Source organism: Anabaena sp. WFMT, from assembly GCF_051781005.1.
Taxonomy (GTDB): Bacteria; Cyanobacteriota; Cyanobacteriia; order Cyanobacteriales; family Nostocaceae; genus Anabaena.
Map to the genome: position 1 here is coordinate 1 of NZ_JBPWOA010000058.1, position 14,087 is coordinate 14,087.

Sequence of the window (14,087 nt, forward strand, 5' to 3'; positions counted from 1 at the left end):
TCCTCGAAGCGCAGTTCAAAGTTGCTGTTACCTACATCAGAAACTTGTAAGGAAGTAGGAGAGGAGAGCAGCAATTGTGACAGTGGTACTGTACTATTCCGTAAACCATCGAGAGTACCATTTTGTACTAATAGGAGGCGGAAGCGAATACCAGCATCGAGGTCTAGAGTCCGGGCAAGTTTGCTATTAAAACCTTTAGGTGAATTTCCTAGAGTTGAGAAGATACTGCGAGAACGTGCCAGTACGGCTTGAGTGTAATTGGCATCTTTGGGCGCAATGCCGTTAATAGTACCTTTGTCATCATCTACGGTAAACAGTCCGATTTCGTTGACAACATTAGGACTAGAACTCTTGAGGAGAAACTGTACAGGAGTTGCAGCACCCTGAAGGTTGAATACACTATCAGGATTATCTGGTATCAGAGTAATTTTAGTTTCCTCTACCTCATCCCCAAGCTTGACGACAAAGGCATCTATACTGCCAGCACTGGTGAGGCTAGTATTACCAAAGGTGGCAGTATTCGAGAAGCCTCCCGTAGCGTAGATGCTACCCTTGCCGTCGCTGGTGATGCCAATACCGAGGTCGAGCGATGTACTGCCAAATTTCTGAGCCGATAGGACATTACCATTGCTGTCAAGCTTGGCAATGAAGGCATCAGCATCACCTGTACTGGTGAGGGTGGTGCTACCAAAGCTGGCAGCGCCACTGAAAACTCCCGTAACATATACATTACCCAGTCCATCAGTGACGATTCCTAAACCTTCATCAACCCCGGTACTGCCCAAATTCTTTGTCCACAAAGCTTTACCATTATTGTCAAACTTGGCGACAAATACATCTTCATCACCTGCACTGGTAAGGGTGGTACTGCCAAAGCTGGCAGTGTCTCGAAATATTCCCGTTACGTAAATGTTACCTGCTTCATCAGAGGTAATGCCAACCCCTGAATCAGAAAATGTACCACCCAATTTTTGCGCCCACAGGAAGTTTCCACCGCTGTCAAGCTTAGTGATGAAAGCATCTTGATTCCCCGCACTGGTAAGGGTGATATTACCAAAGGTGGTAGTACCAGAAAAATATCCTGTGGCATAGGTGTTACCTGCTTCATCAGAGGTAATGCCAATACCTCTATCAGCTGAAAAAACACCACCCAAGTTTTTTGTCCAGAGGACGTTACCCTTGTTGTCTAGTTTAGTGATGAAAGCATCATCGCTGGTATAGGTATTTGTGGGTCCGTTAATATTCCCAGGTAAACTTATTGTATTTAGTACGCCAGTAACATAAGTGTTGCCTACTCCATCAGTAGTGATGCTGTAGCCAGAGTCAGACGACGTACCACCCAATTTTTGCGCCCAGAGAAATTTGCCACTACTGTTGAGCTTAGTGATGAAGACATCCTCATTACCTGCGCTGGTGAGAGTAGTGCTGCCAAAGGTGGCTGTACCTGAGAAAAACCCTGTGGTGTAGCTGTTACCAGAGTCATCGACAGTGATGCCAAAGCCTTCGGCAGACGATGCTCCAACCAATTTTTGCGCCCACAAGACGTTTTTATTGCTGTCTAATTTGGCGATGAAGGCATCGCTAGAACCCAAACCTGTGTGGGTGAGGGTAGTATTACCAAAGGTAGCTGTACCGTTGAAAGCTCCTGTGACATAGGTATTACCTGAAGTGTCGGCCGCGATGTTCCAGCCAGTATCAGGTAATGTGCCGCCAAATTGCTGCGCCCACAGGACGTTGTTGATGTTGCTCATCATAGATATGTATTAGTTGCTAGTAAATTTCTTTTGCCGTTAATTTTTCGGCTCAAAGTTTAGTTTGTGGAATTTCTGCTTGACGACCAGTGATTTTTTCTAATTGCGATCGCATTTCTCTACCAGTTTCTCTCCCGACAAATACCCTTAAAGAGTTCACACTTTGTTCTTTGCTGGTATCTTGGGGAGTAGTTAATGTATAATCAAATTCAATTTCTGATACCTTTTTGTTGGGAGTGAGTAGCAAACCAGCAACTCCAAATAGGATAGTGTTGACAACCTTTGCCCCTGTGTTGCCCTTTTCGTCTTCACGATATTGAATTCTACTCACGCTAGTTGGGGTTATCTGTACGGTACGAGTAGATTTTTTATCGTTAATAATTTCTAGTTCTTTGCCAGTTTCTTGGTAGATGGTAATGCCTGTATCATTGACAGTAATCTTACAAAGTCCTCGGCTTTCCACTTCATTATTTTTAAAGATACAGTCACCCATTTTTCCGATTCGATCATCCAAAGCTACAGGCGTTTCGTAACCCTGACATTGGGAATTGAGGGGAAAGCGAGAACATAGCTGGTATAGCTTTTTTCCATCTAAAGCATGAGCAGCGGGTATAAAGACTGCCTCGACTAGCAGCAGGGGAATACATACAATCCCAACAACTTTAGCTCTTGGTAAGATTTTTAGACGGTTAGCAATAGCTGCACTCGCTGTAGGCATCGCTCTCCCAACAGAATTAGTAAAAGCAGTTGAGATCAAACGCTTCATAAGTGTTTTCCGTAATACGTAAGGGAATACTCTGAATATGACGGATTGAAATTTGTTATTCTAGTTAAGTTTCAGTTCACTACAAGACTGATCTAAAATTGAGCTTGACAGATTTGGCACAAGCCCCTAATAATCTCCCATGCCTAGTCTCAAACTCTCAGTTACCGGACTGCAAATCATCAAACAAGCTCGGAAAGAAAAAGGATGGACGATTGATAATCCTTGCTGGTTAGAAGCAGCAAGTCAAATTATCGAACCTGGACGGAACTGGGAAAATGCGGAAGTTTTTGCAAATGGTGTATCCTTACCCACTTGGAAACGATTTTTGAAAGGTGATGCCATTGATGCCTCAGTATTCAAAGCGTTTTGTCAAATTTTGGGGCTAAATTGGCAAGACGTACTGGCACGTTCTCTGCATTTTTCTGTATCTAGTACAACCCAAATCCCTAATATTCCCTTGTTTTTTGGGCGGGGTTACGAACTGCTAACTCTAACCCAAGCAATTGAACAAAAAATACCCTTAATTGTGATTACAGGGATTGGTGGTATCGGCAAAACGGCTGTAGCTTCAAAACTTGCCCAAGCTATGCAGTCTAGGTTTCAACAAACGCTGTGGTTTTCTTTTCACCGCACCTTACCAACAACAGATTTGCCATTGCTACCACCGAAAACACTACTAATTTTTGATGGTTGGGATGGAATTTTGGGGGGCGAGCGCGCTGGCAAATATCTTCCGGAATATGTTTCCTATAGAAGTTTTCTGGAATCGGTAGTGCAAACACCCCATGAGAGTTGCGTAATTTTGACTAGTCGTGAACAACCAGAAGGATTAAATAATTTAACGGCAAATGGTGCGGTTTTTTTGCCTTTGGGTGGACTGATGGAAGGCGCAATTGAGCTTTTACAGCATCAACGACTGATATTTGATGCCGAACAATGGATGATTTTGGTAAATCAATATGGTGGTAATCCCTTATTTTTGAACATGGCAGCAAATTTAATTCACGAATTATTTGCTGCGAATGTGGGAGAGTTTCTAGCTTCGGGAACTATTGTCGCTGGTGAATTTGAGCCACTGGTGACGCAATGGCTGAAACACATTTCGTCTCTGGAACAAACCCTACTTAAATGTTTAGCTACAAATCCCCAGGGATTGACTCGTGAGGAGATACAATTAAAACTGACAAACTATGACTCAACAGGAAATATTTTATCTGCGCTTTTATCTTTAAAACGACGGGCATTAGTAGAAACCCTGAAAGCAAATTCACAGGAATACTTTATTTTGCAGCCTGTTATTCTAAAATGCGTACAACGGTTGTTTACTGAAACAGTGCTGAGTGCTGAGTAAAAAAAAGCAATTACGAATTACGAATTATTTTAAGTTATGGCTTACTGTATCAATCCAGATTGTTCACAACGAAAAAATCCTGATAATTGTGCAGTATGTCAAGGTTGTGGAACACCACTTTTGCTACAAAACCGCTATCGGCTTATCTATCCTCTGCAACTTGAGGCGCATAGCTATACAGAAGTATTTGAAATTGAAGATTTACTTGAGCGCGAGCGCCCCAAAGTTCTCAAGTCGCTGAAAAATGTCACACCTGATCTACTCCGATTATTTGAACAAGAAGTATCAATACTCACAAATTTACAACATCCTGGTTTACCTGTTGGTGAAACTATATTTCCACTTTTTCTGCATACAAATCGCCAATTACGCTGTTTCGTGATGGAAAAAGTTCCTGGTGAAAACTTGCAGACTTGGCTATCTCAAAATCAATGTCTAACATCCTATAAAAATGCTTTAGATTGGCTCAATCAATTAGTGCAGATTCTCGAATTTGTGCATGATCATGGTTTTTTTCATCGGGATATCAAACCTGCAAATATTATTCTTCGTCCTGATGGAAAATTGGTTTTAATTGATTTTGGTGCTGCGCGTCAGTTGACCCAAACTATTGTTAATAATAAACCTGTAACAGTGATTATTTCAAATGGGTATACTGCACCAGAACAGATGCAAGGACAAGCTGTTCTCCAGTCAGATTTCTACGCTTTAGGTCGGACTTTTATATATTTACTGACAGGGATTGATCCGGCTCATGATAGTCGCGCTCGTTCCTACAATTGGTTTAAAAATATTAAAGATAAAAAAAATCCTCAAAGCTTAATTCATCTAATTCAAACTATGACGGATGCCGATCCACAGCGTCGTCCACCCACTGCTGAAGTAATTCTAGAAAAAATTGCCAATATTAAAAATAAAAAATATCCGCAGGTACAAGGACTAAAATACTATTTGATGATAGCTTGTGGTGTTTTGATTACTATCGGTGCAAAACTAGTTTATGAAAAAACTGTCATCTCTCTCACCTGCGATAATGTTCTAGAAGATAATCTCAGTTGTGGTGAAGAAATCCTTATTCCTGATAACTTTACAGAATCAAATCAGCCGCCAGTAGAAAAGCGATCAGCAATTGAACAATATCGCGCCAAAAATTTTCCTGATGCTGTTCATTTGTTTACAATTGCTTTCAATCAACAACCAGATCCAGAAACTTTAATTTATCTCAATAACGCCAAAATTCAAGCACAATTTACCGCAGATAAAATTCACACGATCGCAGTTGCAGTTCCACTTGGTCGTTCTACTACGAAAGGGTTGGAAATATTGCGGGGTATAGCACAAGCTCAAACGTTGATTCTGCAAAGCGGCCAGCCTTTACGGATTCTCATCGCTGATGATCATAATCGTGCAGATAATGCCCGCAGTATTGCCAAACGATTGGTAAAGTATCAAGATTTACTCTCAGTTGTAGGTCATTATTCGAGTGATGCAACCCGACAAACGCTGTCAATTTATAACCAAGCAGGGGTAGTTTTAATTTCTGCAACTAGCACTTCTGATCATCTCAAGAGTCCTATTTTCTTCCGCACTGTATCTAGCGATCGCATTGCAGGACAAAAAATGGCCACTTATCTCTACTCCCAACTGCAACAGCCAAAAGTAGCAATTTTTTACAGTCAGGATAGTGAGTATGCCCAATCTCTATCACAAGCGTTTCAAAAGGCAGCAAAATCACTGAAAGGGAATGTGATTGACCAACAACCAGCTTTCAATCTCGCTAGAGATAAGTTTGATGCAGAAGCTGTTTTAAATCAAGTCAAAACTCTAGGTGGAACGGCGATTGTAGTTATTCCTGATGCTGGAGTGGGATTGCATAATGCCATTCCCAATGCGTTAAAGGTGCTACAATCAAACGTCAACCAAGCTTGGATTGTGGCGGGTGATAGTCTTTACAATGCTGACTTACTCAAAGCAGGTAAAATTGTCTCACCACAAGGAATTGAACGGACGGCGTTAGCCATAGCATGGCATCCTATGAATGATCCTCACTCTGCGTTTGTACAGCAAGCTCAAATCCTCTGGAAAATCCCCAAAACAGAACTTCCCACCAATACTGAAATCTCCTGGCGAACTGCGACAAGTTACGATGCAGTATTAGTTTTAAGCAAAGCCATCACTCAAAACCCCACCCACAGCGGCATTCAAAAAACACTTACCCAACCACAATTCTCGGTTACAGGCACAACTGGAGTGATTCAATTTGAGGAGGGCGATCGCAAATATGGCACAATTACAATGGTTGTAGTGCGTCGTCATTGCAATTCCAGTGAGTTTGTGTTTACGCCAAGCAATTTCACACCAAAAGACTGGAAAAATTGCGGAGAGTAGTAATTTTTATTCTGGAAATCACCTTAAAAATATTATAAAAAAGCATTTCAATGTTTACAGTTTATGGCGAATACATCGAGACACTAAAATTTGAAAAGTTCGTAAAATCCTTGGCTGAGGAATAATCCAGTATTGATGACGATCTACCCATTGAAAGGATGCACTTTCAGTTTTTAGCTTAGGCAGATTCCAAATATCTGATGGTGGTGGACAAAAATAATACCGATAGAGTTCTAAAGTTTGACAATACTGCTGGTGATATTTTAGTCCCTCTTCTTTTCCACCTACACTTGGAAGATGATGCAGTGGTCTATTAAGCACTTCCCCACAAAATTTATCCCAATAAGACTGGGTATAGGGCTAAAGTGATTTTACACCAGCATACACATTGCGATCGCTTGGTTCCAACTTTAGTTTAAGCAAATCTGCTACTAGGCACAGGTGAAATGTTCCATTGAAGATTACGCTGTCCACATTGACGAAATAATCCAGGTTTTGCAGATTCTTCGGTGATTAATCGAGCGGATTGGACTATGGACATCAACTGCGGTAAATCATTCAATTCATCCACGTCTGGTGTTGCTTGCACAATGCGATCGGCAAGTTCTTCAATACTAGCCTCAACTTCTGCAAATTGCTTCATTTCTTTAGTATCTGGATCAACTCCCATTTTCTCTTGCCAAGGTGACACATTATACTGGTAGAGGTAGGTTGTCAAATCGGCTGCAAGCGATTGTTCTTGTGTCCAACAACTGGCATGAATCCAAAGTATTTGACCGGGACGATGCTGACTCAGCTGCTCTAAAATCTCTGAGTCAAGTTGTCCCAAGTCATAGGTAACAATTAACCCTGGTGTTTCCCAAGTTTCTGGTGTCCACTCTTGCAAAGGACAGGAAAGAATTTTAGCTACTGCATGGGACAAAATAGCACTCTCGCGGTTGGGAAGAACAAAAACACAAGGAACCGAAATCTTGCCGGCTTCAATAACCGCACGCAATCGCTGAATTGCTTGACTAATACGGTTTTCAGAATCCTGAGTGTAGGCATAGCGACCGTTCATTCCCTCATCTAAGCCATAAGGAGAAAGATGTAACAATATTGCACCTGTAATGACAAAATGCCAGCCGCGAAGGTCTTGATGATCTAAGAGAGTGATTCCTTGTAAGGCATTAGCTCGCTCTAGCATTCCTGCTATCCGTTCTGCCATCCAACTTTCTGATGATTCGGGATTCTGCTGTAATCGGGGTAGTAATTGCTTTGGTTCCACCAAATCACCTGTCATTAAGGCATTGAATGACAGCAAATACAAAAGTAAAGGGTTTTCTTCTAATAGTTCAGGTACTTGACGCAAAAATCGACAGGCTTCTGTATTTTGTCCATTCACTTCTAAAGCATGAACTAGTTCACATAAAATTGTTGGCTCTGTGGGGTTAATTTCATTAGCACGAGCCAAGATAGTAGCCGCGATTTCCGGTAATGAGTATTCAATTAATTCATAACCCAAAACATAGAGCATTTCTAAATCATCAGAAGTCTCTGCTACGCGTTGCACTTTGAGAGCAAATTCTTCACCTGCAATCGCTAATCCAATTTCAGCAAATAAACTCAATGCTTCTCTCCAATTCTGCCGTAATTCAGGATGTCCTGGGTATTGCAACAGAGAGAGCAATATTTGAAATGCTTCCTGAGGGTCTTCATTTGCTAATGCTTGACTTGCCTCACGATAAACCGTTGTATAATTTTCCATTTAGTTTCTAACACACTATGTTGTCTGTTTAACAATTTGCAACCAGTTTTGACCACCATTCGAGTTTTGATACTGTCGAGTTAAAATGTTGTTTTCCCTCACAGATTAGCCTTCTTTTTTGGGCGCAGGTAAAGGTATGGCTTGATTAGACGTAATATTACTTACCACATTTGCCACATCAATTCCTGTCGCTTGGTGTAATTGTTCTAGGAAAGAAGTCGTTTTAGTGACGCTGTTGCCGCTATTGGTATCAATAACAGTGACTTTTTCTACTTCTACTGTGGGGACTGCTGCAACCATCATTTTTAACAGAGGTTCTAACTTCTGAAAGATAAAAATTTCCTTGGCTGAAGCGCCAGCAGTTTTCCAGGATTCAGCTAATCGTTGTGTTCCTGCGGCTTGGGCTTTACCATCTTCAATAATGCTGGCTGCATTTCCCTTAGCTTTAGCGATCGCACTCTTGCATTCTGCCTCCGCAGGTGCAACCACATCTGCGAGCAATTTCTGTTCCACTTGCGGAATCCGCTCAGTCTGCACAGCCACCTCAGCTTGCACCCTTGCTACCTCTGCTCCTACCAATGATTCAACCTCAGCTATTACCGCAGTCCGCTTTGTCAGTGCATCTCTAACGCGGCGTTCAGCCTCAGCTTTAGCAATTTCTAAATCCTTCTGAATCCGTCTGAGATCCGTAATTCTCTGATTTTCTGAGGACTTAATCACAGATTGAGACTTAGCTTGTGCTTCCGCTATCCGCGCATCTCGTAATAATTCTGCTTGCTGCTTGCGTCCAATTGAATCAAGATAACTAACTTCATCAGAAATATTTTTGATTTGTAAATTGTCTAGTACCAATCCCAATTTTTCCAGATCATCTTCCGCTTCTTCTAACAAGGTTTTGGCAAAGGCAATATTATCATCATTCACTTGTTCTGGGGTCAAACTAGCTAATACCCCCCGCAAATTTCCCTCTAAAGTATCCTTGGCTAACTGTTCAATATCCTTACGACTTTTCCCTAAAAGACGCTCAATTGCATTATGAATTGTCGGTTCTTCTCCAGCTATCTTAATATTAGCAACCCCTTCAACTGTCAGAGGAATTCCGCCTTTAGAGTAAGCATTCACTACCCGGAGTTCAATAATCATATTAGTCAAATCCATGCGGAAGACACGCTCTAAAAGTGGGGTTTGAATACTGCTACCACCTTTAACTAGGCGATATCCCACTGAACGCCCATCTGCTAAAGGAGTTTCTCTCCCGGCAAAAATCAGTACTTCACTAGGCTGACAAATAAAGTATAAGTTATGAATTACCCAATACCCAGCCCCAGTACCAGCCCCAAATATTCCTAGTAGTAAAGCAATAATTTCCATGTGTTTTATCCTTGATTAACATTAGTAATTGGTATTAAATTTTGGATCTTGGGTTTAAAGTAAGATTTTGATAATTAGGAATATTTTTATTCCTATATTTACAAAACTCAATCTAAAATCTAAAATGCCTTCCCAATCCCTATATTTAACGATTATGGTTAAGCGTACCTACAACATCAATGCCAAGGGTGCTATTAACACTTTCTAGAAACTGAAGCACGATTTCTGGATAAACTTTCACCAAACTGGCAATAGACTTACCATCGCCGTTATCAATTACATTTACTTTGTCGAGTTTAATTCGCCCTGGAATCTGTACAGCTTGTTGAAGTACCATTTCGATTTGTTGAATTAGGAATAATTCAGCGGCATCTGTTCCTGTTTGTTGCCACACTTGGGAGAGGATGTCATTGACTAAAGCTGCTGCTTTGGCGTTTTCTTCCAATTCAGCGGCTTCTCCTCTGGCGCGTAATTCTTGTGCTTGTTTTTGTGCTTGGGCTGGTAGCACTTCATCAGCTTCGAGACGCAATCTTTCTAAATTTGCTCGCAGTGTTTGTAAGACCTGTTCTGCTTTAGCTCTTTTTTCGTTAGCAGCAGCTTTGGTAATTTCTTCTTCAGATTTAGCTTTTTGTTCTAGCTTGGCTTTAATTTTACGGAGTTCGTTTTCTTTTTCTAGAACGATGATCCTGTCTTGGGTTTTGGCAACTGCGGCTTGTTCTTCCCATTTAGCTTCTATCTGTTCAGCTTCTGAGATGGCATTAGATTCAGCAATTTGAGCATCTCTAATAATGAGCGCAATTTGTTTACGCCCTAGTGATTTGAGATAGTCCACATCGTCGGCAACACTCTGGATTTTCAGGGTGTCTAGTTGTAACCCTAGTTTAGTGAGGTCGCGACTGACATCTGAGGCAATCCGTTGAGCAAAGCGGAGGCGGTCTTCATTTAATTCTTCGGGGGTGAGGGTGGCGACTACACCCCGTAAATAGCCTTCTAGGTTTTCGCGGGCTACACGGGTAAGTTCTGAGCGATCGCGATCTAGAAAGCGTTCAATCGCATTTCCCACAACTTTTGGATCTGTGGAGATTTTAACATTAGCGATCGCTTGAATATTTAAGGGTGTACCTCCCTTGGCATAGGCGTTTTTGACCTCTACCCTGACTGGCATTGTCGTCACGTCCATCCGCTTGATTGTTTCTAGAATGGGAATACGGATGGCTCTCTCACCTACTAAAACCCGGTAGCCTACCTCTTGCCCATCTTTAGTACGCCATTTTCGACCTGATAGAATCAAAATTTCGTTGGGTTTGCAGATACATAAAAAAGATTTGAGGCACCAAACTAAGAGAACGACTGCAAATATAGAAAAGGCGATAGGTACGCTAGTGTAAATTAAACTATCACTATGATTTTTTTCATTTTCTGGTGAGATGACTGGTGTTTGAGCTATCTGCACAACTGCAACATTATGCTCAAAATAAGATGAGAATTGTGGTTTAACTTTCATGGTTATTAGGAATTAATTGTTGAGTTGTTAGTTTTTATTTCCCTATTAGTCCAAATGACCAAATGTTTATCTATCAAAAGCACTTTCTGAAGCCACCCAAACTTTATTCCCTTTCATAGCTATCACCAGGACTTTTGAACCTTTACTAAATTCTTGAGCTTCGGCTGTGAAAGCTAAAAAATCAACTAAAGAGCCTTTAACATTGACACGTATTTTTCCCTGACTGTTAGAATCAAATGGGATTTCCACAATGCCAAAACGACCAATCACATGGTTACTGCGTACCAAACTATCCACTTCTGTATATTGCCGGTGCAGATAAATCAACCACACTACTAATGCACCACAAACTATACCAACGGTTACTGAAATACAAGCAACTATCAGAATTGGATTATTCACTGGTTCTCCCAGAAATATTTAGTAATTAAAACTTCAACATGACTTATCTAAGCCGTGTCTACCTTGAAAGCCGTAGTTTTTTGAAATTAGGGTAATAGCTCGAACTCAACCCACAGAATAATATACTCTCCTTAAAAACTCCAGGTTTCAAAATGGACGGGGGTTTAAGTTTCAACCTCACTTTCGTAAATTTGGCAAGGAAACCAGCACCGCAACCGTAGTTGAGATAAAACCCTTCATGGATTTCTGCTTAATGCTTGCTTATGTTATTAATTTCGCTGTTTGAGATTTTTAATTCCAGTCAAGTTTTATCTCACAGCCTCACTGAGCTAAAACTGAGCTTGACAAATTTAACATGGTTCAAAATTTGGCTCAACTTATGGTTCAAGTCACACTTAAAACTGGACTTTAGACAAAGTAGTAAACAAAAGTGCCATTTCGTGTAACCTCTGCTGTACTTACTAGAATTATTTGCTTTTTTGAGCATTTTAACTGGAGTTGGAACCAGCGTTTTAGATCATGTAATTTTGATAAGTAGCTAAAATATATACTTTTATAGTAGTAATAAGACTTATAAAATATGAAGCCTTATTTTTCCAGCATTATATGTAAAATTGTAATTAATTACATCTGTTAATTTGTAAATATGTTAAATTACAAATTTGTACATATCCATAAAGCTTTTTATGGCAAGTATTTCGGCTTTGTAGTAATGTAACTAATTACAAAAACACAAACTTACATTTATGAAAATTGCCATTCTGAACCAGAAAGGGGGCAGTGGTAAGACAACGGTATCCATCCATCTGGCTCATGCTTTTAAATTAAAAGGGTATCGAGTGTTACTCGTAGACACAGACCCCCAAGGCTCATCCCGTGATTGGGCAGCAGCCCGCAATGGAGAAGCACCATTTAGCGTCATGGCGTTAGATCGGCCGATTATCCACAAAGAATTGCCCAAATTAGCACAGGGGTATGAATACGTACTGATTGATGGTGCGCCCAGAGTTTCCGACCTCACCCGTTCGGCAATTATGGCAGTAGATTTTGTGCTAATCCCCATCCAGCCATCACCCCTAGATATCTGGGCAGTGCATGAAGTCGTCGAACTAATTCAGGAAGCAACTATATATAAGCCAGATTTGTCAGCTGCATTTTTAGTTAACCGGAAGGTTGTCAATAGCAGCATCGCGCGGGAAGTATCCGAAGTCTTACAGCAGTATCCCTTTCCGGTATTGAACGCCCAAATTAGCCAACGAGTAGTTTTTGCTGAGTGCTTAAATAGCGGCAGTACAGTTTTGGAAACTGCTCCAAAAAGTGCGGCTGCGGATGAAGTCAGGGCAGTTTGTGAGGAAATTTTAGCATCTGTAAAGGAACCAACGAATCATGGCAGAAACTAAAAGAACATCAAAACTCAGCTTAAAGCCAGGAGTCAAGACAACGCCTGTTATAGACGAGCAAGCAGCATGGGTTGAAAGTCGTAATGGTGTTGAAGCCTCTGTTGCCAAGGAAGAACCCAGCAATAGCAAGATGAAGCGGATTACCTTTGAGGTAACAGAAACCCAGCATCAGACAATTAAAATTTGCGCTACTAAGAAAGGGATGAGCATCAAGGAACTAATGATTTCCCTCATTGAACAGGAGTTGAAGGATTAATGTAATAATTAACATTATTACATTTGTAGATTATTACAAAATGACAGATTTACATTATTACAAAAGTAATCTAGAAGGTGATGCTGTTATGCTTATGAACAGTCAAGTTTCGGAGATGCTTCGTCATTTTGAGGAAGCCCACAAAGAAGATATCGAGGTAATCACCCAGGTTCTGGCGAAGATAACAACTCTTAGTCCTGAGCAAATTAAGCCATACCTGGATACGATGCTTGAGCGGTTAGTGAAACCACAAGCAGAGCGTCCTTTATACGAGACTGCTACTCCTTTTGAATTGTCACAAGCTTTTCGGGAGTGGGCAGATAGTCACGACCGCAATACACCACTTTTATCCGACTATGCTGTCAGCCGCGAAAGTATGTACTCAGATGAGGAGTGAAGCGTGGCCTTTCTTGTAGACACAAACCTACTTCTGCGTAGCGTCGAACCATCTCACCCAATGTATGGGGATGCAAGTAATGCCATCGCCACTTTGCTATCGCAAGGCGAGCAGCTGTGCATTGTACCGCAAAACTTAATTGAGTTTTGGAATGTTTACACTCGACCTGTGGAGAGGAACGGCTTGGGACATAGCGCCGCAGAAGCCGAAGCTGAAATTAATCGCTTAAAGGCATTTTTCCCTCTATTGCCGGATACCGAAGCAATTTACCAAGAATGGGAAAAGCTTGTGGTAGATCATGCTGTCCGAGGAGTAAACGTGCATGATGCGAGACTTGTTGCGGCAATGCTTGTGCATGGGTTAACCCATATACTCACATTTAACACCAGCGACTTTACGCGTTACTCAGAAATTATAACTGTTCATCCCACAGCTACAATATCTTGACTTTAGCTAAGATAAAAAGGTGTCTCCCCACTGGCTCCGGCACGCCCATGCTACCCATTCGCTTACGAGAGGAGCGCCGCTGCATCTGGTGCAAAATACTCTGGGTCATGCCTCGGTAGCGACCACCAGTAGATACCTGCACGCCCGCCCTGATGATTCCAGCGCCTTGTACCTGCCTGTGTGATGGTTTGATCTGAAGGGAATACCTATGTCAGAGGCACTCTTCAGTCACATTGATGCTATTCGGTATTTTGTACATCATTACAATCCGCAGAACTGTATTGGCTTTCGATTGGGGTCGTTATTC

At 41.4% G+C, this 14,087-nt stretch carries 14 protein-coding genes; 7 read left to right on the forward strand and 7 right to left on the reverse strand.

Annotated features, from left to right (window positions below; genetic code table 11):
- Positions 1-1,754, reverse strand: a 1,754-nt coding sequence (locus ACSQ6I_RS27955; RefSeq protein ID WP_438893417.1) for an SBBP repeat-containing protein, incomplete at its 3' end; no start/stop codon positions are given.
- 49 nt (positions 1,755-1,803) lie between these two features.
- A complete protein-coding gene (locus ACSQ6I_RS27960; protein WP_438893418.1) occupies positions 1,804-2,517 on the reverse strand; it encodes a hypothetical protein in 714 nt (237 codons plus the stop codon).
- Between the two features lie 139 nt (positions 2,518-2,656).
- On the opposite strand from ACSQ6I_RS27960, the gene ACSQ6I_RS27965 reads away from it, so the two are divergent.
- Entirely contained in the window at positions 2,657-3,868 is a 1,212-nt protein-coding gene (locus ACSQ6I_RS27965) for an ATP-binding protein (protein WP_438893419.1), read from the forward strand.
- A gap of 36 nt (positions 3,869-3,904) precedes the next feature.
- Complete coding sequence (locus ACSQ6I_RS27970; RefSeq protein WP_438893420.1) at positions 3,905-6,256, forward strand: protein kinase domain-containing protein; 2,352 nt, start codon at positions 3,905-3,907, stop codon at positions 6,254-6,256.
- 54 nt (positions 6,257-6,310) lie between these two features.
- Here ACSQ6I_RS27970 and ACSQ6I_RS27975 read toward each other — a convergent pair whose 3' ends face one another.
- The 5 genes from ACSQ6I_RS27975 to ACSQ6I_RS27995 form a co-directional block, all read right to left on the reverse strand.
- Positions 6,311-6,577, reverse strand: a complete 267-nt coding sequence (locus tag ACSQ6I_RS27975) for a hypothetical protein (protein WP_438893421.1) — start codon at positions 6,575-6,577, stop codon at positions 6,311-6,313.
- A 94-nt stretch (positions 6,578-6,671) separates the two neighbouring features.
- Entirely contained in the window at positions 6,672-8,003 is a 1,332-nt protein-coding gene (locus tag ACSQ6I_RS27980) for a hypothetical protein (RefSeq protein WP_438893422.1), read from the reverse strand.
- 105 nt (positions 8,004-8,108) lie between these two features.
- Positions 8,109-9,374 (reverse strand): flotillin family protein, encoded by a 1,266-nt coding sequence (locus ACSQ6I_RS27985; RefSeq protein WP_438893423.1) that lies wholly within the window; start codon positions 9,372-9,374, stop codon positions 8,109-8,111.
- Positions 9,375-9,519: 145 nt separating this feature from the next.
- Entirely contained in the window at positions 9,520-10,878 is a 1,359-nt protein-coding gene (locus ACSQ6I_RS27990; protein ID WP_438893424.1) for a flotillin family protein, read from the reverse strand.
- A gap of 66 nt (positions 10,879-10,944) precedes the next feature.
- Positions 10,945-11,280, reverse strand: a complete 336-nt coding sequence (locus ACSQ6I_RS27995; protein WP_438893425.1) for an NfeD family protein — start codon at positions 11,278-11,280, stop codon at positions 10,945-10,947.
- Positions 11,281-12,026: 746 nt separating this feature from the next.
- Here ACSQ6I_RS27995 and parA point away from each other — a divergent pair.
- Genes parA through ACSQ6I_RS28020 form a run of 5 tightly spaced genes read left to right on the forward strand, consistent with a single transcriptional unit; the run spans position 12,027 to position 13,964 of the window.
- Entirely contained in the window at positions 12,027-12,680 is a 654-nt protein-coding gene (gene parA, locus ACSQ6I_RS28000) for a ParA family partition ATPase (protein WP_438893426.1), read from the forward strand.
- Complete coding sequence (locus tag ACSQ6I_RS28005) at positions 12,667-12,936, forward strand: hypothetical protein (RefSeq protein WP_438893427.1); 270 nt, start codon at positions 12,667-12,669, stop codon at positions 12,934-12,936. The genes parA and ACSQ6I_RS28005 overlap by 14 nt, the downstream gene beginning before the upstream one ends.
- 40 nt (positions 12,937-12,976) lie before the next feature.
- Positions 12,977-13,333: a hypothetical protein gene (locus ACSQ6I_RS28010; protein ID WP_438893428.1), complete on the forward strand. Its 357-nt coding sequence runs from the start codon at positions 12,977-12,979 to the stop codon at positions 13,331-13,333.
- A gap of 3 nt (positions 13,334-13,336) precedes the next feature.
- Positions 13,337-13,780 (forward strand): type II toxin-antitoxin system VapC family toxin, encoded by a 444-nt coding sequence (locus ACSQ6I_RS28015; RefSeq protein WP_438893429.1) that lies wholly within the window; start codon positions 13,337-13,339, stop codon positions 13,778-13,780.
- A gap of 19 nt (positions 13,781-13,799) precedes the next feature.
- On the forward strand, positions 13,800-13,964 hold the full coding sequence (locus tag ACSQ6I_RS28020) for a tyrosine-type recombinase/integrase (protein ID WP_438893430.1): 165 nt from the start codon (positions 13,800-13,802) through the stop codon (positions 13,962-13,964).
- Positions 13,965-14,087: the final 123 nt, after the last annotated feature.

Excerpts from the sequence above, each read along its gene's own strand:
- ACSQ6I_RS27990 (WP_438893424.1), bottom strand. The coding sequence starts at position 10,878 with ATGAAAGTTAAACCACAATTCTCATCTTATTTTGAGCATAATGTTGCA.
- ACSQ6I_RS27965 (WP_438893419.1), top strand. The coding sequence starts at position 2,657 with ATGCCTAGTCTCAAACTCTCAGTTACCGGACTGCAAATCATCAAACAA.
- ACSQ6I_RS27985 (WP_438893423.1), bottom strand. The coding sequence starts at position 9,374 with ATGGAAATTATTGCTTTACTACTAGGAATATTTGGGGCTGGTACTGGG.
- ACSQ6I_RS28010 (WP_438893428.1), top strand. The coding sequence starts at position 12,977 with ATGACAGATTTACATTATTACAAAAGTAATCTAGAAGGTGATGCTGTT.
- ACSQ6I_RS28005 (WP_438893427.1), top strand. The coding sequence starts at position 12,667 with ATGGCAGAAACTAAAAGAACATCAAAACTCAGCTTAAAGCCAGGAGTC.
- ACSQ6I_RS27980 (WP_438893422.1), bottom strand. The coding sequence starts at position 8,003 with ATGGAAAATTATACAACGGTTTATCGTGAGGCAAGTCAAGCATTAGCA.
- parA (WP_438893426.1), top strand. The coding sequence starts at position 12,027 with ATGAAAATTGCCATTCTGAACCAGAAAGGGGGCAGTGGTAAGACAACG.
- ACSQ6I_RS27960 (WP_438893418.1), bottom strand. The coding sequence starts at position 2,517 with ATGAAGCGTTTGATCTCAACTGCTTTTACTAATTCTGTTGGGAGAGCG.
- ACSQ6I_RS27970 (WP_438893420.1), top strand. The coding sequence starts at position 3,905 with ATGGCTTACTGTATCAATCCAGATTGTTCACAACGAAAAAATCCTGAT.